Here is a 21922-nt window from a genome sequence, read left to right on the forward strand (position 1 = left end):
TCTGCAATCCATATGAATTTGATAGGGAAGGAACACTACATGGCTCTTACTAAAGACCAACTGATCGCCGACATCGCTGAAGCTATCGACGCGCCAAAAACCACCGCGCGTAACGCTCTGGACCAACTGGGCCAAATCGTTGCCGATCAGCTGGAAAACGGCGGCGAAATCACTCTGCCAGGTATCGGCAAGCTGAAAGTGACCGAGCGTCCTGCCCGTACTGGCCGTAACCCTTCGACTGGCGCTGCCATCGAAATCGCTGCCAAGAAAGTGATCAAGCTGGTTGTGGCCAAAGGCCTGACCGACGCTGTCAACAAGTAAGATTTGTTAAAAAACCGTGCGACGGAGCAATCCGGGGCACGGTTTTTTTGTGTCTGCGATTTGGCGAATGCCAAGAACACCGCAAAACCAATGTGGGAGCGGGCTTGCTCGCGAAGGCGGTCTATCAGTCGATTATATAGTGACTGACACTCCGCTTTCGCGAGCAAGCCCGCTCCCACAGTTGACCTGCGTTAGCCCTTGCGAACCCAGCGTTCGCGCCAGGTCTGCTGCTCGGACTTGGTCTGGAAGGTCCAGGCGACGAAGCGGCTCTGCTTCTGCCCCTGGGACATTTCCACCACCTGGCTTTCCAGTACGCCAGCCTTTTTCAGCGCGGTCTGGATCACCGGCAGGTTGGAGGCCTTCGACACCAGGGTGCTGAACCACAGCACCTTGTGTTGAAAATGCGCGCTTTCGGCGATCAGTTGCGTCACGAAGCGTGCTTCGCCACCTTCACACCACAATTCAGCCGACTGACCGCCAAAGTTCAGCACCGGCAGTTTGCGTTTCGGGTCGGCCCGGCCCAGCGCGCGCCATTTACGCTCGCTGCCCTTGGTGGCCTCATCCATCGACGCGTGGAACGGCGGGTTGCACATGGTCAGGTCGAAGCGTTCGCCGGGTTCGAGCAGGCCCAGCAGGATGTGCTTGGGATTACTCTGCTGGCGCAACTGGATGGCTTTGTTCAGCCCGTTGGACTGCACGATGGCTTTGGCAGCGGCCACGGCCGTCGGGTCGATTTCCGAACCGAGGAAGTGCCAGCGGTAATCGCTGTAGCCGATCAACGGATAGACGCAGTTGGCGCCCATGCCGATATCGAGCACCTTGACCGGCGCACCCCGAGGGATCTCGCCATCATTGACGCTGGCCAGCAGGTCGGCCAGGAAGTGCACGTAATCGGCACGGCCCGGGACCGGCGGGCAGAGGTAATCGGCCGGGATGTCCCAATGGGCAATGCCGTAGAACGACTTGAGCAGCGCCCGGTTGAACACCCGCACCGCGTCGGGGCTGGCGAAGTCGATGCTTTCCTTGCCATACGGATTGATGATCACGAACTGCGCCAGTTCCGGCGTGGTTTTGATCAGCGCCGGGAAGTCGTAGCGACCCTGGTGGCGGTTGCGCGGGTGCAGGCTGGCCTTCTCGCGTGGTTCCACGGCTTTGGCCGGGGTCGCGGATTCGGGCTTCTTGCGCGCAGGGCGGGGTGTGCGGGGGGCGTTCATGGGCGTGGTCGATTCGGGTATGGCTAAAAGTGGCGGGTATTGTCCCACAGACAATGGCCGCGCGGGGGATCCCGTAGGAGCGAGGCTTGCCCGCGAAGAACGATAACTCGGTATGTCTGTTTGACCGGGTCGCGACCTTCGCGGGCAAGCCTCGCTCCTACAAAAAGCGGGTTTTGGTGTTTGGCGGGCATGAAAAAGGGAGGCCATCTGGCCTCCCTTTTTCAGTGCGATTCGCCGTTACAGGCTGGCAATCCGCGCATGCTGCTCGGCCAATTTGCCCAAAGCCTGTTCAGCTTCAGCCAGTTTGGCGCGTTCCTTGTCGATGACTTCGGCCGGAGCCTTGTCGACGAAACCGGCGTTGGACAGTTTGCCGCCCACCCGCTGGACTTCGCCCTGCAGGCGCAGGATTTCCTTGTCCAGGCGTGCCAGCTCGGCGGCCTTGTCGATCAAGCCGGCCATTGGCACCAGCACTTCCATCTCGCCCACCAGCGCGGTGGCGGACAATGGTGCTTCTTCGCCGGCCGCCAATACGGTGATCGACTCCAGGCGGGCCAGCTTTTTCAGCAAGGCTTCGTTCTCGGTGAGACGACGCTGATCTTCGGCGCTGACGTTTTTCAGGAACAGGTTCAGCGGCTTGCCCGGACCGATGTTCATCTCGGCGCGAATGTTGCGCGTGCCGAGCATCAGCGTCTTCAGCCATTCGATGTCATCTTCGGCGCCCTGATCGATGCGCTCTTCATTGGCCACTGGCCAAGGTTGCAGCATGATCGTCTTGCCTTCGATGCCAGCCAGCGGCGCGATGCGCTGCCAGATCTCTTCGGTGATGAACGGCATGAACGGGTGTGCCAGGCGCAGCGCGACTTCCAGCACCCGAACCAGCGTGCGACGCGTACCGCGCTGACGTTCGACCGGCGCGTTTTCGTCCCACAGCACAGGCTTGGACAGTTCCAGGTACCAGTCGCAATACTGGTTCCAGATGAACTCGTACAAGGCTTGCGCCGCCAGGTCGAAGCGGAACTGGTCGAGCTGACGGGTCACTTCGGCTTCGGTGCGTTGCAGCTGCGAGATGATCCAGCGATCGGCCAGCGACAGCTCAAAGGCTTCGCCGTTCTGGCCGCAGTCTTCGCCCTTGTCCAGCACATAGCGCGCGGCGTTCCAGATCTTGTTGCAGAAGTTGCGATAGCCTTCGACGCGGCCCATGTCGAACTTGATGTCGCGACCGGTGGACGCCAGCGAGCAGAAGGTAAAGCGCAGGGCGTCGGTGCCGTAGCTGGCGATGCCGTCGGCGAACTCGTCGCGGGTCTGCTTCTCGATCTTCTTCGCCAGCTTCGGCTGCATCATGCCGGAGGTGCGCTTCTGCACCAGTTCTTCCAGCTCGATACCGTCGATGATGTCCAGCGGGTCCAGGACGTTGCCCTTGGACTTGGACATCTTCTGGCCCTGGCCGTCACGTACCAGACCGTGCACATAAACGGTCTTGAACGGAACCTGTGGCGTGCCGTCTGCATTTTTCACCAGGTGCATGGTGAGCATGATCATCCGGGCAACCCAGAAGAAAATGATGTCGAAGCCAGTCACCAGCACGTCGGTGGAGTGGAATTTCTTCAGGAATTCGGTCTGCTCGGGCCAGCCGAGGGTGGAGAAGGTCCACAGCCCCGAACTGAACCAGGTGTCGAGAACGTCATTGTCCTGTTGCAGCGCAACGTCCGGGCCGAGGTTGTGCTTGGCACGTACTTCGGCTTCGTCGCGACCGACGTAGACCTTGCCCGACTCGTCGTACCAGGCCGGGATCCGGTGGCCCCACCACAACTGACGGCTGATGCACCAATCCTGGATGTCGCGCATCCACGAGAAGTACATGTTTTCGTACTGCTTGGGCACGAACTGGATACGGCCGTCTTCAACGGCAGCAATCGCAGGCTCGGCCAATGGCTTGGTCGACACGTACCACTGGTCGGTCAGCCACGGCTCGATGATGGTGCCGGAGCGGTCGCCCTTGGGCACTTTCAGGCCGTGATCGTCGACGCTGACCAGCAGGCCGGCGGCGTCGAATGCAGCAACGATCTGCTTGCGCGCTTCGAAGCGGTCCAGGCCGGCGTATTCGGCCGGGATCTTGCCGTCGATGCTTTCGTTCAGCGTGCCATCGAGGTTGAACACCTGGCAGGCGGGCAACACAGCGGCGTTCTTGTCGAAGATGTTCAGCAGCGGCAGGTTGTGGCGCTTGCCGACTTCGTAGTCGTTGAAATCGTGGGCCGGGGTGATTTTCACGCAGCCGGTGCCGAATTCGGGGTCGCAGTAATCGTCGGCAATGATCGGGATGCGGCGGCCGACCAGCGGCAGCTCGACAAATTGGCCGATCAGGGCTTTGTAGCGGTCATCGTTCGGGTTCACGGCGACGGCGGCGTCGCCGAGCATGGTTTCCGGGCGAGTGGTCGCGACGATCAGGTAGTCATTGCCTTCAGCGGTCTTGGCGCCGTCGGCCAGCGGGTACTTCAGGTTCCACAGGAAGCCTTTCTCGTCGTGGTTTTCCACTTCGAGGTCGGAAATCGCCGTGTGCAGCTTGGTGTCCCAGTTGACCAGGCGCTTGCCGCGATAGATCAGGCCGTCTTCGTGCAGGCGCACGAACGCTTCTTTCACCGCTTCCGAGAGGCCGTCGTCCATGGTGAAGCGCTCGCGGCTCCAGTCCACGGACGAGCCGAGACGGCGGATCTGACGGCTGATGTTGCCGCCGGACTGATCCTTCCACTCCCAGACTTTCTCGAGGAATTTTTCGCGACCCAGATCATGGCGATTCTGGCCCTGGGCTTCGAGTTGACGCTCCACCAGCATTTGCGTGGCGATACCGGCATGGTCGGTGCCCGGCTGCCACAGGGTGTTGCGACCCTGCATGCGGCGGAAACGGATCAGGGCGTCCATGATCGCGTTATTGAAGCCGTGACCCATGTGCAGGCTGCCGGTGACGTTCGGCGGCGGGATCATGATGGTGTAGGACTCGCCCGCGCCTTGCGGGGCGAAGTAATTCTCTGACTCCCAGGTGTTGTACCAGGAAGTTTCAATGGCGTGCGGCTGGTAGGTCTTATCCATGCGCGGCGGGACCCTATTGGCATTTATTCAGGAAAAGCCGGCAAGTATAGCGGGGCATGGGGCAGAGGGCGAGTTGATCGCGGGATGAGCTGACTATCAGCCATTGCACAAAAACAATGTGGGAGCCGGGCTTGCTCGCGAAGGCAGCCTGTCATCCAACACAAATGTTGAATGTTACTGCCTTCGCGAGCAAGCCCGCTCCCACATTGGAATGGTGGTGTCTATTCGTACTGGCTGAGCAACCGATCCATCCGCGCAGCGAGCCGGCGTTTGATTTCGGTTTCGATGTGCGGGGCGAAGTCGTCGATCACGTCTTGCATGATCAGCATGGCGGCGGAGCGCAGTTCGCCGTCCAGATGCAGCAGGGCGTCCGGGCCTTTATCGGCCGCAGGTGAAGGCTCGGCGGCAGGGGTGGGTGGCGTCGGTTCGGCTGTAGGCTGGGAGGCGCTGACCGCATCGAACAACATCGGAATCTGTTCCTGGTCATCGTCCTCGACCGTATCGGTCAGCAGGGGCGGTTGCAGGTTGTCGTCGCCGAGCAGTTGCCGGATCGACTCGAGGTCGTCCAGCAGGTGCGCGGACTGTTGCTGTTTTGGAGTGTCCATCGGAATGCTCAGAGTCGCTGTAGACGGTGATCTTGCAGAGGATAGCCCTGTTCGCGGTAGAAGCGGAAACTCTCCCGCGCGGCCTGACGAATTGTCGGATCTTCAACCACCACTTCCGCCACGCGGGCGAATTGCCCGGCGAAGGTCGGGATTTTCAAGTCGAGGTTGACCAGCAGATCCTGGTGCAGACCGCAGTCATCGCCAAGGCCCAGCACGATCACCCCCTCGGGCTCGCTTTCGGCGGGACCATGAGGCACGAAGCTTTCGCCCTTGAAGGCCCACAGGCGCGCATCGAGATCGTCACGCTGGGCGGCATCGCTGCAATGCAGGTAGATGCGGTGGCCCATGCGCCAGGCTTTCTCGGTGAGCTTGCAGGCGAAATCCAGCCGCGCCGACGGATCGGCGCTGGGCAGGATGTAGAAGTCGACTTTGGTCATTGCGGTTCCTGGAATCAACTTCCGCGGAATCTGTAGGAGCGAGCTTGCTCGCGAAGGTCGTCAACGATTACGCGGGAAACCAGGTTAATCGCGGCGATCTTGAGTTTTTCGCGAGCAGGCTCGCTCCTACAGTGGTCAGTGAGCGATATTTAGGCTTTGGCGCGGTCCAGCAGGTATTGGGTCAGCAGTGGAACCGGACGGCCAGTGGCGCCCTTGTCCTTGCCGCCACTGGTCCACGCCGTGCCGGCGATGTCCAGGTGCGCCCAGTTCAGGTTCTTGGTGAAGCGCGACAGGAAGCAGGCCGCGGTGATGGTGCCGGCTTTCGGGCCGCCAATGTTGGCGATGTCGGCGAACGGGCTGTCCAGCTGTTCCTGGTACTCATCGAACAACGGCAGTTGCCAGGCGCGGTCGTCGGCGGACTGGCCGGCGCTCAACAGTTGGCCGATCAGTTCGTCGTTGTTGCCCAGCAGGCCCGAGGTATGGGAGCCCAGTGCGACGACGCAAGCGCCGGTCAGGGTGGCGATGTCGATGACCGCTTGCGGCTTGAAGCGCTCGGAGTAGGTCAGGGCGTCGCACAGCACCAGACGGCCTTCGGCGTCGGTGTTGAGGATTTCCACGGTCTGGCCGCTCATGGTGGTGACGATATCGCCAGGGCGCGCAGCGTTGCCGCTCGGCATGTTCTCGGCGCAGGCCAGGATGCACACCAGGTTGATCGGCAGTTTCAGTTCGAGCACGGCTCGCAGGGTGCCGAAGACGCTGGCGGCGCCGCCCATGTCGTACTTCATTTCATCCATGCCGGCGCCTGGTTTCAGGCTGATGCCGCCGGTGTCGAAGGTGATGCCTTTGCCGACCAGTGCGTACGGCTTCTCGGATTTCTTGCCGCCGTTGTACTGCATGACGATCAGGCGCGGTGGCTGGGCACTGCCCTGGCCGACGGCGTAGAACGAGCCCATGCCCAGGTCCTTGATCTTCTTCTCATCGAGGACTTCGACTTTCAGGCTCTTGAATTCCTTGCCCAGGTTCTTGGCTTGTTCGCCGAGGAAGGTCGGGTGGCAGATGTTCGGCGGCAGGTTGCCCAGGTCGCGGGTAAACGCCATGCCATTGGCGATGGCGGTGGCGTGGGCCACGGCGCGCTCGACTTCGGCCTGGGCTGCCTTGATGGTCACCAGGGTGACTTTCTTCAGGCTGCGTGGCTCGGCTTTCTGGCTCTTGAACTGATCGAAGGAGTATTCGCCGTCCACCAGGGTTTCGGCCAGCAGGCGGGTCTTGCCATAGCTGTCACGGCCTTTGACCGCGACTTCGTCCAGGGCCAGCACGGCATCGCTGCCGCCCAGGCCTTTAAGGGTATTGAGGATGCCGGCGATGATCTTGCGGAACGGGCGGTCGCCCAGCTCTTCGTCCTTGCCCACGCCCACCAGTAGCACGCGTTCGGCCTTGAGGTTCGGCAGGCTGTGCAGCAACAGGCTCTGGCCGACCTTGCCGGCCAGGTCGCCGCGCTTGAGCACCGCGCTGATGGCGCCACCGCTCAGTTCGTCGAGCAGGCGAGCAGTAGCGCCAAGCTTGCGGCCTTCGCCGACGGCGACTACCAGCGTGGCGGTCTTCAACGTTTCTGGGTTAACGCTTTTTACAACCAGTTCCATGTCCGGGTCCCTGAATGAATGGTCAACAACGCAAGCGTATGAACTTGCTTATAAATAGAAAGACGCAAGACGCGGTCTGCGACAAAGGCCGCAGTTTGAACCTCGCTGCCCGCGCCTGACAACCCTTGGCCTTACGATTGTAGGAGCGAGCTTGCTCGCGAAAAACCCGAGGCCGCTGGGGGGGGATCAGGCTCCCCGCGTTATCGTTGACGTCCATCGCGAGCGAGCTCGCTCCCACACGCACCCCGCACCATTGCGCAGTGACAGGCGCACCCAATCACAGGATAATGCGCCAACTTTTTCGGCGGCTCTGCCCTGCGGGCCGTCTGATACGTTTGCTTGTTTGGCCGCCTTAGCCTGACAACCCTGGAGTGTCTGGTTTGATTGTCTTTCGTTATCTGTCCCGAGAAGTCCTGTTGACCTTGAGCGCCGTCAGTGCGGTGCTGCTGGTCATCATCATGAGTGGACGCTTCATCAAGTACCTCGCCCAGGCGGCTGCCGGTCTGCTGGATCCGGGCTCGCTGTTTCTGATCATGGGCTTTCGCCTGCCGGGTTTCATGCAGTTGATTCTGCCGTTGGGCCTGTTTCTCGGGATTCTGCTGGCCTACGGCCGTTTGTACCTTGAAAGCGAAATGACCGTACTGTCGGCCACCGGCATGAGCCAGCAGCGACTGTTGGCAATGACGTTGTTCCCCGCCACCCTGGTTGCATTGGTGGTGGCGTGGCTCAGCCTGAGCCTGGCGCCGCAAGGGGCCAATCAGTTCCAGTTGCTGTTGAACAAGCAGGATGCCCTGACCGAGTTCGACACCCTTGAGCCTGGCCGTTTCCAGGCGCTGCGCGACGGAACGCGGGTGACCTACACCGAAACGTTGTCGGATAACCGCGTCAACCTTGGCGGCGTGTTCATTTCGCAGAAGAACATCTCCTCGGACGACAAGAAGGATCGCGGGATTTCCGTGCTGGTGGCCGAGAAGGGGCGCCAGGAAATTCGCGCCGACGGCAACCGCTACCTGATTCTCGAGAACGGTTATCGCTATGACGGTAACCCGGGTCAGGCCGACTACCGGGCGATCAAATATGACGAGTATGGCGTATTGCTACCTAAGCCGGACGTCAGCGATGAAGTCACCGACCGTGACGCGATGACCACCAGTTCGCTGCTGGGCAGTGACGACATCCGCTCCCGCACCGAATTGCAGTGGCGCCTGTCCTTGCCGTTGCTGGTGTTCATCGTGACCCTGATGGCGGTGCCGTTGTCGCGGGTCAATCCGCGCCAGGGCCGTTTCCTCAAGCTGTTGCCGGCGATTCTTCTCTATATGGCTTACCTGACGATCCTGATTGCCGCCCGCGGCGCCCTCGAGAAGGGCAAGATCCCGCCGGCACTGGGGTTGTGGTGGGTGCATGCGATCTTCCTGGTCATCGGCCTGGGCCTGCTCTATTGGGAACCACTGCGCTTGAAAATGGCGAGTCGCCGCAGCGCGCTGGAGGTGGCCCGTGGTTAAACTCGATCGCTACATCGGCAGCAGTGTGTTCATGGCGATCCTGGCGGTACTGGGGATCATTCTCGGTCTGGCGACGCTGTTTGCCTTTATCGACGAGATGAGCGACGTCAGCGATACCTACACCCTGGTCGATGTGTTGAGCTACGTCCTGCTCACCGCGCCGCGCCGTCTCTATGACATGTTGCCGATGGCGGCGCTGATCGGGTGCCTGATCGGCCTCGGCAGCCTGGCCAGTCACAGCGAGCTGACCATCATGCGCGCAGCGGGTGTATCGGTCGGACGGATCGTCTGGGCGGTCATGAAGCCGATGCTGGTGCTGATGGTCGTGGGGCTGCTGATTGGCGAGTACGTCGCCCCGGCGGCGGAAGTCACTGCCCAGGCCAATCGCTCCCTGGCCCAGGGCAGCGGCGATGCGCAAAGCGCCAAGCACGGCCTGTGGCACCGCCAGGGTGACGAGTTCATCCATGTCAACTCGGTGCAGCCCAACGGCCTGCTGTATGGCGTGACCCGCTATCGCTTCGATGATCAACGCCACATGCTGTCTTCGAGCTTCGCCAAGCGCGCGGAATTCGACAAGGACCACTGGCAGTTGAGCGAAGTCACGACCACGGTATTCCATGAAAAAAGCACGGAAGTGGTGACGGCCCCGGTCGAGCGCTGGAATGTGGCGCTGAGCCCGCAATTGCTCAGTACGGTGGTGATGTCCCCCGATTCGCTGTCGATCACCGGCTTGTGGGGTTACATCCACTACCTGGCCGACCAGGGCCTGAGCAATGGTCGTTATTGGCTGGCATTTTGGGTCAAGGTGTTGCAGCCGCTGGTCACCGCTGCCCTGGTGCTGATGGCGATTTCCTTCATCTTCGGTCCGTTGCGTTCGGTGACCCTCGGCCAGCGGGTGTTCACGGGGGTGCTGGTGGGCTTTACCTTCCGCATCGTCCAGGATCTGCTGGGGCCTTCGAGCCTGGTGTTCGGTTTTCCGCCACTCCTGGCGGTGCTGTTGCCGGCCAGTGTCTGTGCCCTGGCCGGGCTCTGGATGCTGCGCCGGGCCGGTTGATCCCGGGTATTTGCGGCTCCAGTCGATGATAAAAAAACGCCCCTGTCGCAAGACCGGGGCGTTTTTGTACGTGCCGTCTGACCTGTAAACGTGACGCTTGGGCCGTGGATCAGGTACAATTCCCGGCTATTTTTCGGCGGGCTATGCCTGCAGCCTTTTTGAGTGTTGATCCGTGAGTGATTTGAGTCATATCCGCAATTTCTCCATCATCGCCCACATTGACCATGGCAAGTCGACGCTGGCCGATCGCTTCATCCAGATGTGCGGCGGCCTTGCCGAGCGCGAAATGGAAGCCCAGGTGCTGGACTCCATGGACCTGGAACGTGAACGCGGGATCACCATCAAGGCCCACAGCGTCACCCTGTATTACACCGCTCGCGATGGCATCAAATATCAGCTGAACTTCATTGATACCCCGGGCCACGTCGACTTCACCTATGAAGTCAGCCGCTCGCTGGCGGCGTGCGAAGGTGCGTTGCTGGTGGTCGATGCCGGCCAGGGTGTTGAAGCGCAGTCGGTTGCCAACTGCTATACGGCGATCGAACAGGGCCTGGAAGTCATGCCGGTCCTGAACAAGATCGACCTGCCGCAGGCCGATCCGGACCGCGTCAAGGACGAAATCGAGAAGATCATCGGCATCGACGCCACCGATGCGGTCGAGTGCTCTGCCAAGACCGGCCTGGGCGTCGACGAAGTGCTCGAGCGTCTGGTTCACACCATTCCCGCGCCGACCGGCAACTACGAAGATCCGCTGCAGGCGTTGATCATCGATTCCTGGTTCGACAACTACCTGGGCGTTGTGTCCCTGGTACGCGTGCGTCACGGCCGTGTGAAGAAGGGCGACAAGATCCTCGTCAAATCCACCGGCAAGATCCACCTGGTGGACAGCGTCGGTGTGTTCAACCCGAAACACACCGCCACCGTTGACCTGAAGGCTGGCGAAGTGGGCTTCATCATCGCCGGCATCAAGGACATTCACGGTGCGCCGGTCGGTGACACCCTGACCTTGAGCTCCACCCCCGACGTTGATGTGCTGCCCGGCTTCAAACGCATCCAGCCGCAGGTTTATGCCGGTCTGTTCCCGGTCAGCTCCGACGACTTCGAAGATTTCCGTGAAGCCCTGCAAAAGCTCACGCTCAACGACTCGTCCCTGCAGTACACCCCGGAAAGCTCCGATGCCCTGGGCTTCGGCTTCCGTTGCGGGTTCCTCGGCATGCTGCACATGGAAATCATCCAGGAGCGCCTGGAGCGCGAGTACGACCTGGACCTGATCACCACGGCGCCGACGGTAATTTTCGAGCTGTTGCTGAAAACCGGTGAAACGATTTACGTCGACAACCCGTCGAAGCTGCCGGACCTGTCCTCGATCGAAGACATGCGTGAGCCGATCGTGCGGGCCAACATTCTTGTGCCGCAAGAGCACCTGGGCAACGTCATTACCCTGTGCATCGAAAAGCGTGGCGTACAACACGACATGCTGTTCCTCGGTACCCAGGTCCAGGTGAGCTACGATTTGCCGATGAACGAAGTGGTGCTCGACTTCTTCGATCGTCTGAAATCCACCAGCCGCGGCTATGCTTCGCTGGACTACCATTTCGATCGTTATCAATCGGCTAATCTGGTGAAACTGGATGTGCTGATCAACGGTGACAAGGTCGATGCCCTGGCGTTGATCGTGCACAAGGATAACGCGCACTACAAAGGTCGCCAGTTGACCGAGAAGATGAAAGAACTGATTCCGCGCCAGATGTTCGACGTCGCGATCCAGGCCGCCATTGGCGGGCAGATCATCGCGCGGACTTCGGTCAAGGCACTCAGAAAGAACGTATTGGCCAAATGCTACGGCGGTGACGTTAGCCGTAAGAAAAAACTGCTGGAGAAGCAGAAGGCCGGTAAAAAACGCATGAAGCAAGTCGGCAACGTGGAAATTCCACAAGAAGCCTTCCTTGCAGTGCTCAGGTTGGATAGTTAGGTCCTATGTCACTAAATTTCCCGCTGTTGCTGGTCATCGCCGTGTTCGTCTGCGGCCTGTTGGCGTTGCTCGATCTGGTTTTCCTGGCGCCGCGTCGGCGTGCGGCCATTGCCTCCTATCAGGGAAGCGTCAGCCAGCCTGACGGGATGGTGGTCGAGAAACTGAACAAAGAGCCGCTGCTGGTCGAATACGGCAAGTCGTTCTTCCCGGTGTTGTTCATCGTGCTGGTCCTGCGTTCGTTCCTGGTGGAACCGTTCCAGATTCCTTCCGGCTCGATGAAACCGACCCTGGACGTCGGCGACTTCATTCTGGTGAACAAGTTTTCTTACGGGATCCGCTTGCCGGTGCTCGACAGGAAAGTCATCGCAGTGGGTGATCCGCAACGCGGCGATGTGATGGTGTTCCGCTACCCGAGCGACCCGAACGTCAACTACATCAAGCGAGTCGTGGGCCTGCCGGGTGACCAGATTCGCTATACCGCCGACAAGCGTCTGTTCGTCAACGGTGAGTCCATTGCCGAGCAACTGGTCGGCTCCGAGCCGGGCACGCTGGGCAGCGCCGAACTCTACAAGGAGAAACTCGGCATTGCCGAGCACCTGATCCGCAAGGAGATGAGCCGCTACCGCGCCGCGCCGGACCATTCGTGGACCGTGCCCGCCGGGCACTACTTCATGATGGGCGACAACCGGGACAATTCGAACGACAGTCGCTTCTGGGATGATCCGAGCATTCCCAAGGACCTGCTGGGCATGGTTCCCGACAAGAATATCGTCGGCAAGGCCTTCGCAGTCTGGATGAGCTGGCCAGAACCCAAACTCAGTCACCTGCCGAATTTCTCGCGGGTTGGCCTGATCAAGTAATCACTCACGGCGCTGTTGAACACAGCGCCGAATGCATTTCTGGAGTCGGCACAATCGGCGCCAGAAGCATGAAACAATGATATTCAGGACGTAATTTTTGAACACAGCGTTAATTGTCCCAAGCCTGCGCCGCACCACGGCGATGGCGGTGGAATCCAGCCACGAACTCAGCGTGGGTAAACCGTGAGCGTCTCCTTAAGCCGTCTAGAGCGTCAGCTCGGCTACACTTTCAAGGATCAGGAACTGATGGTCCTGGCCCTGACTCACCGCAGTTTTGCCGGGCGCAACAACGAACGCCTGGAATTCCTCGGTGATGCCATCCTTAACTTCGTCGCCGGCGAGGCGCTGTTCGATCGCTTCCCGCTGGCTCGCGAAGGCCAGTTGTCACGTTTGCGTGCCCGCCTGGTGAAAGGTGAGACCCTGGCCGTGCTGGCCCGTGGTTTCGATCTGGGTGATTACCTGCGTCTGGGTTCCGGCGAGTTGAAGAGTGGCGGTTTCCGTCGCGAGTCGATTCTGGCCGATGCCCTGGAAGCGCTGATCGGTGCGATCTACCTGGACGCCGGCATGGACATGGCACGCGAGCGCGTGCTGGCCTGGCTGGCCGGAGAGTTCGAAGGCCTGACGCTGGTCGATACCAACAAAGATCCGAAAACCCGTCTGCAGGAATTCCTGCAGTCGCGGGGTTGTGAGCTGCCGCGTTACGAAGTGGTGGATATCCAGGGTGAGCCGCATTGCCGGACGTTCTTCGTCGAATGTGAAATCACCTTACTGAACGAAAAAAGCCGAGGTCAGGGTGTGAGTCGTCGTATTGCCGAACAGGTAGCGGCCGCCGCAGCACTGATTGCCCTGGGTGTGGAGAATGGCAATGACTGATTCAACCGCAACACGCTGTGGCTATGTTGCCATCGTCGGCCGTCCCAACGTGGGCAAGTCCACGCTGCTGAACCACATTCTCGGCCAGAAACTCGCGATCACGTCGCGCAAGCCGCAGACCACCCGCCACAACATGCTCGGCATCAAGACCGAAGGCGCCGTTCAGGCGATCTACGTCGACACCCCGGGCATGCACAAAGGTGGCGAGAAGGCGCTGAACCGCTACATGAACAAAACCGCTTCGGCGGCGTTGAAAGACGTCGACGTGGTGATCTTCGTGGTTGACCGCACCAAGTGGACCGACGAAGACCAGATGGTCCTCGAACGCGTCCAGTACGTCACCGGCCCGCTGATCGTCGCGTTGAACAAGACCGATCGCATCGAAGACAAATCCGAGCTGATGCCGCACCTGACCTGGTTGCAGGAACAGCTGCCGAACGCGCAGATCATGCCGATCTCGGCCCAGCACGGGCACAACCTCGAAGCGCTGGAGCGGGTGATTGCCGGTTACCTGCCGGAAAACGATCACTTCTTCCCCGAAGACCAGATCACCGACCGCAGCAGCCGCTTCCTTGCCGCCGAGCTGGTGCGCGAGAAAATCATGCGCCAGTTGGGCGCCGAGCTGCCGTACCAGATCACCGTGGAAATCGAAGAGTTCAAGCAGCAGGGGAAAACCCTGCACATCCATGCGTTGATCCTCGTCGAACGTGACGGCCAGAAGAAAATCATCATTGGCGACAAGGGCGAGCGCATCAAGCGCATCGGCACCGAGGCGCGCAAGGACATGGAGCTGCTGTTCGACTCCAAGATCATGCTCAACCTGTGGGTCAAAGTGAAAGGCGGCTGGTCCGACGACGAACGCGCCTTGCGTTCGCTGGGTTACGGCGACCTGTAACACACCGCAGGACCCCTTGTAGGAGCGAGCTTGCTCGCGATGGACTTGAGAGCGCCGCGTTCATTCAGAAGGCCCGCGTCATCGTTATCCACCATCGCGAGCAAGCTCGCTCCTACAGTTCGGCGAGAACCCATGTCCCAAACCCCACCTACCGGCCAACCCGCCTTCGTGCTCCACTCCCGCGCCTACCGCGAAAACAGCGCATTGGTGGATTTCCTCACGCCACAAGGTCGGCTGCGGGCGGTGTTGCGCAGTGCGCGGGGCAAGACGGGGACGCTGGCGCGGCCGTTCGTGCCACTGGAAGTCGAATTCAGGGGGAGGGGGGAGCTGAAGAACGTCGGGCGCATGGAAAGTGCCGGCGTTTCCACCTGGCTCAACGGTGAGGCGCTGTTCAGTGGCCTCTACCTCAACGAACTGTTGATCCGCCTGTTGCCCGCCGAAGACCCGCATCCCGCTGTCTTCGATCACTATGCCGCCACGTTGCTCGCCCTGGCTGAAGGCCGTCCGCTGGAGCCGCTGCTGCGATCCTTCGAATGGCGGCTGCTGGATGACTTGGGTTACGGCTTCGCCTTGACCGCCGACATCCACGGCGAACCCATCGCGCCGGACGGTCTGTACCGCTTGCAGGTCGATGCCGGCCTGGAGCGGGTCTACCTGCTGCAACCCGGTCTGTTCAACGGTACCGAACTGCTGGCCATGGCCGACGCCGACTGGTCCGCGCCCGGCGCACTGTCTGCCGCCAAGCGCTTGATGCGCCAGGCGCTGGCCGTACACCTGGGCGGTCGTCCGCTGGTCAGTCGCGAGTTGTTTCGCAAGCCATAAGGGTCTGTTGACGCTTGATGGTGACCGCGACGACGCTCGTCGCGACCACCACCAAACGTCAACAGACCCTGGCTCCCCGTGTATGCTGTGCACCGAACTTTCCCTTCTTCAGGAGCGCTTCCGTGACCACCAGCAATCGCATTCTTCTTGGCGTTAACATCGACCACGTTGCCACCCTGCGCCAGGCCCGGGGCACTCGTTACCCGGATCCGGTCAAGGCAGCACTCGACGCCGAAGAGGCGGGCGCTGATGGCATTACCGTGCACCTGCGTGAAGATCGCCGGCACATCCAGGAGCGCGACGTGCTGCTGCTCAAGGACGTGCTGCAAACCCGCATGAACTTCGAGATGGGCGTCACCGAGGAAATGATGGCCTTCGCCGAGCGCATCCGCCCGGCGCACATTTGCCTGGTCCCGGAAACCCGCCAGGAACTGACCACCGAAGGTGGCCTCGACGTAGCGGGGCAGGAAGCGCGGATCAAGGCGGCGGTGGATCGCCTGGCGCAGATCGGCTGTGAAGTGTCGCTGTTCATCGATGCGGACGAGCGGCAGATCGCGGCGTCCCGTCGTGTTGGCGCGCCAGCCATCGAACTGCACACCGGTCGTTATGCGGATGCCGAGACGCCGACGCAAGTGGCTGAAGAATTGAAGCGCGTCGCCGATGGCGTGGCGTTTGGCCTGGCGCAGGGTTTGATCGTCAACGCCGGCCACGGCTTGCACTATCACAACGTCGAAGCGGTCGCCGCGATCAAGGGCATCAACGAGCTGAACATCGGCCATGCGCTGGTGGCGCATGCGTTGTTTGTCGGGTTCAAGTCAGCGGTGTCCGAGATGAAGGCGCTGATCCTGGCCGCTGCATTGAAGGGCTAAGACCGCGGCGCTGCTTTCGCTGGCAAGCCAGCTTCTACAGGTTCGTGTCGGACACATAATTGTCGTTTGACGCGGATCTGTAGGAGCTGGCTTGCCAGCGAAGGCGTCTTCAAAAGCAACACAGAATCAGAGCGGCGGGGTTTCCTGGTTCGGCTTGGTCTTGTCGACCCCCGGTACATGCAGACTGCCCTCGGCGACCTGGTCGCCTTCAAGTTGCGGCTGCGTGACCCAGGTCAGGATGTCGTAGTAGCGACGGATGTTCGCCACAAAGTGCACCGGCTCGCCACCCCGGGCGTAGCCGTAACGGGTTTTGCTGTACCACTTCTTCTCGGACAGCCGCGGCAGGATTTTCTTCACGTCCAGCCACTTGTCCGGGTTGAGCCCTTCCTTGGCCGCCAGTTTGCGCGCGTCATCCAGGTGACCGCCGCCAACGTTGTAGGCTGCCAGGGCAAACCAGGTGCGATCCGGTTCCTGAATCGAGTCGTCCAGCTGTTCCTTCACGTAGGCCAGGTACTTGGCGCCGCCCATGATGCTCTGCTTGGGGTCGAGGCGATTGGACACGCCCATGGCCTGGGCGGTGTTCTGGGTCAGCATCATCAGCCCGCGCACACCGGTCTTGGAGGTGACGGCCGCTTGCCACAGGGATTCCTGATAACCGACCGCGGCCAACAGGCGCCAATCGACTTTCTCTTCCTTGGCGTACGCCTTGAAGTGCTTCTCGTACTTGGGCAGCCGTTGCTGCAAGTGCTGGGCGAAGGTGTAGGCGCCCACATAGCCGAGCACATCGACGTGCCCGTAATAGCGGTCCTTGAGACGTTGCAGGGTGCCGTTCTTCTTCACCTTGTCGAGGTAGCTGTTGATCTCGTTCAGCAGGCTGTTGTCGTCGCCAGGCGCTACGGCCCAGCTCTGGTTGCTGGCATTGCCGAGATCGAAGGCCACTCGCACGTTGGGGAAGTAGACCTGGTTCATCGCGACTTCGTTGGAGTCGACCAGGGTCAGGTCGATCTGATCTTCATCCACCATGCGCAGCAGGTCGACGACTTCAACGGCGTCGGACTCTTCGTATTCAATGGCGGGATATTTCTTTTTCAGTTCCGCCAGCTGCTCGGCGTGGGTGCTGCCCTTGAGCACCATGATCTTCTTGCCCACCAGATCTTTCGCATCGGTTGGCCGCGATTGGCCGTTGCGATAGATGATCTGAGGGGTGACTTCCAGATAGGAGTGGGAAAACCGCACTTGCTTCTTGCGCTGCTCGCTGGCGACCAGGCCGGCGGCAGCCAGCACCGGGCCGTTGGGCTTGCCCACCTGGTTGAACAGGTCGTCGAGGTTGTCGGCGGTTTCAATCTTGAGTTCGACCCCCAGATCGTCGGCGAAGCGCTTCACCAGCTCGTATTCGAAGCCGGTTTCACCGTTGCGATCCTGAAAGTAGGTGGCAGGGCTGTTTCGGGTAACCACCCGCAGCACGCCATCCTCCTTTACGCGCTCCAGTGTGTTGGGTTTATCAACACAGCCACTGAGCATCAGGAAGAGTCCGGTTGCGATCAGCCATTTGGCGAACCGCGGACGCAAAGCCGTTGGGGAAAACATCTGCGCAGTATACGCAAAGGACCACGAGCGCCATATCTCGACAGCGAGCGGCTTGTCTGTTAGAGGGCTAAAAACACGCCCGGCGCCCGCAGGAACGGGCTTTTACGGCACTTAATGACACAAAAAATAACCCCTGGCGCGCCTATCGCAGAGCCCGGGTCACGGCACCGCGCAGGCGCTCCGACGTTCGGGTACAGCCGTGAGTACCGTTTCGAGTGATGTCGCGGTCTGTTTAGGCTAGAATGCACGGCCTCAAAGCACACCCCTTCCCGAGGCTGTCCCGAAGATGTTGATCCTGCGCGGCGCTCCTGCCCTTTCTGCCTTTCGCCACAGCAAACTCCTTGAGCAACTGAGCCAGAAGGTCCCGGCTGTCAGCGGCTTGTATGCTGAATTCGCTCACTTCGCCGAAGTTACCGGCGTCCTGACCGGCGACGAACAGCAGGTGCTCGCGCGCCTTCTGAAGTACGGCCCAACTGTTCCGGTACAAGAGCCGACCGGTCGTCTGTTCCTGGTGTTGCCGCGTTTCGGCACCATTTCGCCATGGTCCAGTAAAGCCAGCGACATCGCTCGCAACTGCGGCCTGAGCAAGATCCAGCGCCTGGAGCGCGGTATCGCGTTCTACGTCGCCGGCCAGTTCAGCGACGCCCAGGCTCAGCTGATCGCTGACGTGCTGCATGACCGCATGACCCAGATCGTCCTCGGCAACCTTGAACAGGCTGCCGGCCTGTTCCGCCATGCCGAGCCGAAACCGCTGACCGCGATCGACGTGCTGGGTGGCGGCCGCGCCGCACTGGAAACAGCTAACACCGAGCTGGGCCTGGCCCTGGCCGATGACGAGATCGACTACCTGGTCAATGCCTTCGTCGGCTTGAAGCGCAACCCGCACGACATCGAACTGATGATGTTCGCCCAGGCGAACTCCGAGCACTGCCGTCACAAGATCTTCAACGCCAGTTGGGACATCGACGGCCAGAGCCAGGAAAAAAGCCTGTTCGGCATGATCAAGAACACCTACGTGATGCACAGCGAAGGCGTGCTGTCGGCTTACAAGGACAACGCCTCGGTGATCGTCGGCAACGTTGCCGGCCGTTTCTTCCCGGACCCTGAAACCCGCCAGTACGGCGCGGTGCAGGAACCGGTGCACATCCTGATGAAAGTCGAAACCCACAACCACCCGACCGCGATTGCCCCGTTCCCGGGCGCTTCCACCGGTTCCGGTGGCGAGATTCGCGACGAAGGCGCAACCGGTCGTGGTGCCAAGCCAAAGGCTGGCCTGACCGGCTTCACCGTGTCCAACCTGCAGATCCCGGGCTTCGAACAGCCGTGGGAAGTGCCGTACGGCAAGCCTGAGCGCATCGTCACCGCGCTGGACATCATGATCGAAGGCCCACTGGGCGGCGCCGCGTTCAACAACGAATTCGGTCGTCCGGCCCTGACCGGCTACTTCCGTACCTTCGAACAGTCGATCACCACCCCGCGTGGCGACGAAGTTCGCGGTTACCACAAGCCGATCATGCTGGCTGGCGGCATGGGTAACATCCGTGCCGAACATGTGCAGAAAGGCGAGATCACCGTCGGCTCCAAGCTGATCGTGCTCGGCGGCCCGGCAATGTTGATCGGCCTGGGCGGCGGTGCCGCCTCCTCCATGGCTACCGGCACCAGCTCGGCAGACCTGGACTTCGCATCGGTTCAGCGTGAAAACCCTGAGATGGAACGTCGCTGCCAGGAAGTCATCGACCGCTGCTGGCAACTGGGTGACAAGAACCCGATCAGCTTCATCCATGACGTCGGCGCGGGCGGTCTGTCCAACGCCTTCCCGGAACTGGTCAACGACGGCAACCGTGGCGGTCGCTTCGAACTGCGCAACATTCCAAACGACGAGCCGGGCATGGCCCCGCACGAAATCTGGAGCAACGAATCCCAGGAACGTTACGTTCTGGCGGTGGGACCTGCGGACTTCGAACGCTTCCAGGCGATCTGCGAACGCGAGCGTTGCCCGTTTGCCGTGGTCGGCGAAGCCACTGCCGAGCCGCAGCTTACTGTCACGGATAGTCACTTCGGCAACAGCCCGGTGGACATGCCACTCGAAGTGCTGCTGGGCAAAGCGCCACGCATGCACCGTTCGGCCGTTCGCGAAAACGAGCTGGGCGACGATTTCGATCCGTCGACCCTGGAGATCGCAGACTGCGTCGAGCGCGTCCTGCATCACCCGGCCGTGGCGAGCAAAAGCTTCCTGATCACCATCGGCGACCGCACCATCACCGGCCTCGTGGCCCGTGACCAAATGGTCGGCCCGTGGCAAGTCCCGGTGGCCGACGTTGCCGTCACCGCCACCAGCTTCGACGTCTACACCGGCGAAGCCATGGCCATGGGCGAGCGCACTCCGCTGGCCCTGCTGGACGCTCCGGCGTCGGGCCGCATGGCCATCGGCGAAACCCTGACCAACATTGCCGCGTCGCGCATCAACAAGATCTCCGACATCAAATTGTCGGCGAACTGGATGTCCGCCGCCGGTCACCCGGGTGAAGACGCGCGTCTGTACGACACCGTGAAAGCGGTCGGTATGGAACTGTGCCCGGACCTGGGTATCACCATTCCGGTGGGCAAGGACTCCATGTCCATGGCCACCCGCTGGAACGACGACGGCGTCGACAAGACCGTGACCTCGCCGATGTCGCTGATCGTGACCGGTTTCGCGCCCGTGGCTGACATCCGTCAGACCCTGACGCCGGAACTGCGCATGGACAAGGGCACCACCGACCTGATCCTGATCGACCTGGGTCGTGGCCAGAACCGCATGGGCGCCTCGATCCTGGCCCAGGTTCACGGCAAGCTCGGCTCGCAAGCGCCGGACGTCGATGATGCCGAAGACCTCAAAGCCTTCTTTGCGGTGATCCAGGGCCTCAACGCCGATGGCCACCTGCTGGCTTACCACGACCGTTCCGACGGCGGCCTGCTGACCAGCGTGGTGGAAATGGCGTTCGCCGGCCACTGCGGTCTGAGCCTGAACCTCGACGGTCTGGCAGAAACGTCCGCCGACATCGCCGCGATCCTGTTCAACGAAGAGCTGGGTGCGGTGATCCAGGTTCGCCAGGACGCTACTCCAGACATCCTCGCGCAGTTCAGCGCTGCCGGTTTGGGCGAGTGCGTGTCGGTGATCGGTCAGCCGATGAACAACGGCCAGATCAACATCACCTTCAACGGCGAAACCGTGTTCGAAGGTCAGCGTCGTCTGCTGCAACGTCAGTGGGCTGAAACCAGCTACCAGATCCAGCGTCTGCGTGATAACGCCGACTGCGCCGAACAAGAGTTCGACGTGCTGCTGGAAGAAGACAACCCGGGCCTGAGCGTCAAGCTGAGCTACGACGTCAACCAGGACGTCGCCGCGCCTTACATCAAGAAAAACATCCGGCCACAGGTTGCCGTGCTGCGTGAGCAGGGCGTCAACGGTCAGGTGGAAATGGCGGCTGCGTTCGACCGCGCCGGTTTCAACGCGATCGACGTGCACATGAGCGACATTCTGGCCGGCCGTGTCGACCTGAACGAGTTCAAGGGCCTGGTCGCTTGCGGCGGTTTCTCCTACGGCGACGTACTGGGTGCCGGTGAAGGCTGGGCCAAGTCCGCGCTGTTCAACAGCCGCGCCCGCGATGCGTTCCAGGGCTTCTTCGAACGTAACGACAGCTTCACCCTCGGTGTGTGCAACGGTTGCCAGATGATGTCCAACCTGCACGAGCTGATCCCGGGCAGCGAGTTCTGGCCGCACTTCGTGCGTAACCGTTCCGAGCAGTTCGAAGCGCGTGTGGCGATGGTTCAGGTCCAGGAGTCGAATTCGATCTTCCTGCAAGGCATGGCCGGTTCGCGCATGCCGATCGCCATCGCTCACGGTGAAGGTCATGCCGAGTTCGCCAGCGAAGAAGCGTTGCTGGAAGCCGATCTGTCGGGTTGCGTGGCGATGCGTTTCGTCGACAACCACGGCAAGGTCACCGAAAGCTACCCGGCCAACCCGAACGGCTCGCCGCGCGGGATCACCGGGCTGACCAGCCGCGACGGTCGCGTCACGATCATGATGCCGCACCCGGAGCGGGTGTTCCGCGCCGTGCAGAACTCGTGGCGTTCGGAAGACTGGAACGAAGATGCACCGTGGATGCGCATGTTCCGTAATGCCCGCGTCTGGGTGAACTAAGCGC

General features: G+C 61.1%; 16 protein-coding genes. 10 read left to right on the forward strand and 6 right to left on the reverse strand.

From position 1 onward, the window contains the following. The first annotated feature begins 39 nt into the window (after window positions 1-39). Window positions 40-321 (forward strand): HU family DNA-binding protein, encoded by a 282-nt coding sequence (locus ELQ88_RS07440; protein WP_007905514.1) that lies wholly within the window; start codon window positions 40-42, stop codon window positions 319-321. Window positions 322-512: 191 nt separating this feature from the next. Here ELQ88_RS07440 and rlmF read toward each other — a convergent pair whose 3' ends face one another. The 5 genes from rlmF to ELQ88_RS07470 all read right to left on the reverse strand — a co-directional run bounded on the left by rlmF (window position 513) and on the right by ELQ88_RS07470 (window position 7301). Further along, window positions 513-1535, reverse strand: coding sequence for a 23S rRNA (adenine(1618)-N(6))-methyltransferase RlmF (gene rlmF / locus ELQ88_RS07445; RefSeq protein WP_128873782.1), 1023 nt, complete (start codon window positions 1533-1535; stop codon window positions 513-515). Between the two features lie 237 nt (window positions 1536-1772). Beyond that, window positions 1773-4619, reverse strand: a complete 2847-nt coding sequence (locus ELQ88_RS07455; RefSeq protein ID WP_138964386.1) for a valine--tRNA ligase — start codon at window positions 4617-4619, stop codon at window positions 1773-1775. Between the two features lie 221 nt (window positions 4620-4840). Beyond that, window positions 4841-5224: a DNA polymerase III subunit chi gene (locus tag ELQ88_RS07460; RefSeq protein ID WP_128873784.1), complete on the reverse strand. Its 384-nt coding sequence runs from the start codon at window positions 5222-5224 to the stop codon at window positions 4841-4843. Between the two features lie 8 nt (window positions 5225-5232). Beyond that, window positions 5233-5661, reverse strand: coding sequence for a DNA polymerase III subunit chi (locus ELQ88_RS07465; RefSeq protein ID WP_128873785.1), 429 nt, complete (start codon window positions 5659-5661; stop codon window positions 5233-5235). A gap of 149 nt (window positions 5662-5810) precedes the next feature. Beyond that, entirely contained in the window at window positions 5811-7301 is a 1491-nt protein-coding gene (locus ELQ88_RS07470) for a leucyl aminopeptidase (RefSeq protein ID WP_138964388.1), read from the reverse strand. A 380-nt stretch (window positions 7302-7681) separates the two neighbouring features. Between ELQ88_RS07470 and lptF the strand changes: the two genes are divergently transcribed. From lptF to pdxJ, 8 genes are all read left to right on the forward strand, one after another. Next, on the forward strand, window positions 7682-8803 hold the full coding sequence (gene lptF, locus ELQ88_RS07475) for an LPS export ABC transporter permease LptF (RefSeq protein ID WP_138964390.1): 1122 nt from the start codon (window positions 7682-7684) through the stop codon (window positions 8801-8803). Further along, window positions 8796-9857: an LPS export ABC transporter permease LptG gene (lptG, locus tag ELQ88_RS07480; RefSeq protein WP_138964392.1), complete on the forward strand. Its 1062-nt coding sequence runs from the start codon at window positions 8796-8798 to the stop codon at window positions 9855-9857. The genes lptF and lptG overlap by 8 nt, the downstream gene beginning before the upstream one ends. Before the next feature lie 172 nt (window positions 9858-10029). After that, window positions 10030-11829 (forward strand): translation elongation factor 4, encoded by a 1800-nt coding sequence (gene lepA, locus ELQ88_RS07485; RefSeq protein WP_128870813.1) that lies wholly within the window; start codon window positions 10030-10032, stop codon window positions 11827-11829. Window positions 11830-11834: 5 nt separating this feature from the next. After that, on the forward strand, window positions 11835-12689 hold the full coding sequence (gene lepB / locus ELQ88_RS07490) for a signal peptidase I (protein ID WP_128870814.1): 855 nt from the start codon (window positions 11835-11837) through the stop codon (window positions 12687-12689). Between the two features lie 183 nt (window positions 12690-12872). After that, window positions 12873-13562, forward strand: coding sequence for a ribonuclease III (gene rnc / locus ELQ88_RS07495; protein WP_027924885.1), 690 nt, complete (start codon window positions 12873-12875; stop codon window positions 13560-13562). Further along, on the forward strand, window positions 13555-14457 hold the full coding sequence (era, locus tag ELQ88_RS07500; RefSeq protein ID WP_128870815.1) for a GTPase Era: 903 nt from the start codon (window positions 13555-13557) through the stop codon (window positions 14455-14457). Before rnc ends, era begins: the two co-directional genes overlap by 8 nt. Before the next feature lie 132 nt (window positions 14458-14589). Next, window positions 14590-15279: a DNA repair protein RecO gene (gene recO, locus ELQ88_RS07505; protein WP_138964394.1), complete on the forward strand. Its 690-nt coding sequence runs from the start codon at window positions 14590-14592 to the stop codon at window positions 15277-15279. A gap of 122 nt (window positions 15280-15401) precedes the next feature. Further along, a complete protein-coding gene (pdxJ, locus tag ELQ88_RS07510) occupies window positions 15402-16148 on the forward strand; it encodes a pyridoxine 5'-phosphate synthase (RefSeq protein ID WP_128870817.1) in 747 nt (248 codons plus the stop codon). Window positions 16149-16274: 126 nt separating this feature from the next. Here pdxJ and mltF read toward each other — a convergent pair whose 3' ends face one another. Then, a complete protein-coding gene (mltF, locus tag ELQ88_RS07515) occupies window positions 16275-17735 on the reverse strand; it encodes a membrane-bound lytic murein transglycosylase MltF (protein WP_128870818.1) in 1461 nt (486 codons plus the stop codon). Window positions 17736-18021: 286 nt separating this feature from the next. Between mltF and purL the strand changes: the two genes are divergently transcribed. Continuing rightward, a complete protein-coding gene (gene purL / locus ELQ88_RS07520) occupies window positions 18022-21918 on the forward strand; it encodes a phosphoribosylformylglycinamidine synthase (RefSeq protein ID WP_128870819.1) in 3897 nt (1298 codons plus the stop codon). Window positions 21919-21922: the final 4 nt, after the last annotated feature.

The sequence above is a fragment of the Pseudomonas sp. MPC6 genome (genome assembly GCF_006094435.1).
In the GTDB taxonomy this organism is placed as follows: Bacteria; Pseudomonadota; Gammaproteobacteria; order Pseudomonadales; family Pseudomonadaceae; genus Aquipseudomonas.

Coding starts and splice junctions, on each gene's coding strand:
- ELQ88_RS07440 (WP_007905514.1), top strand. CDS start 40: ATGGCTCTTACTAAAGACCAACTGATCGCCGACATCGCTGAAGCTATC.
- rlmF (WP_128873782.1), bottom strand. CDS start 1,535: ATGAACGCCCCCCGCACACCCCGCCCTGCGCGCAAGAAGCCCGAATCC.
- ELQ88_RS07455 (WP_138964386.1), bottom strand. CDS start 4,619: ATGGATAAGACCTACCAGCCGCACGCCATTGAAACTTCCTGGTACAAC.
- ELQ88_RS07460 (WP_128873784.1), bottom strand. CDS start 5,224: ATGGACACTCCAAAACAGCAACAGTCCGCGCACCTGCTGGACGACCTC.
- ELQ88_RS07465 (WP_128873785.1), bottom strand. CDS start 5,661: ATGACCAAAGTCGACTTCTACATCCTGCCCAGCGCCGATCCGTCGGCG.
- ELQ88_RS07470 (WP_138964388.1), bottom strand. CDS start 7,301: ATGGAACTGGTTGTAAAAAGCGTTAACCCAGAAACGTTGAAGACCGCC.
- lepB (WP_128870814.1), top strand. CDS start 11,835: ATGTCACTAAATTTCCCGCTGTTGCTGGTCATCGCCGTGTTCGTCTGC.
- era (WP_128870815.1), top strand. CDS start 13,555: ATGACTGATTCAACCGCAACACGCTGTGGCTATGTTGCCATCGTCGGC.
- recO (WP_138964394.1), top strand. CDS start 14,590: ATGTCCCAAACCCCACCTACCGGCCAACCCGCCTTCGTGCTCCACTCC.
- mltF (WP_128870818.1), bottom strand. CDS start 17,735: ATGTTTTCCCCAACGGCTTTGCGTCCGCGGTTCGCCAAATGGCTGATC.
- purL (WP_128870819.1), top strand. CDS start 18,022: ATGTTGATCCTGCGCGGCGCTCCTGCCCTTTCTGCCTTTCGCCACAGC.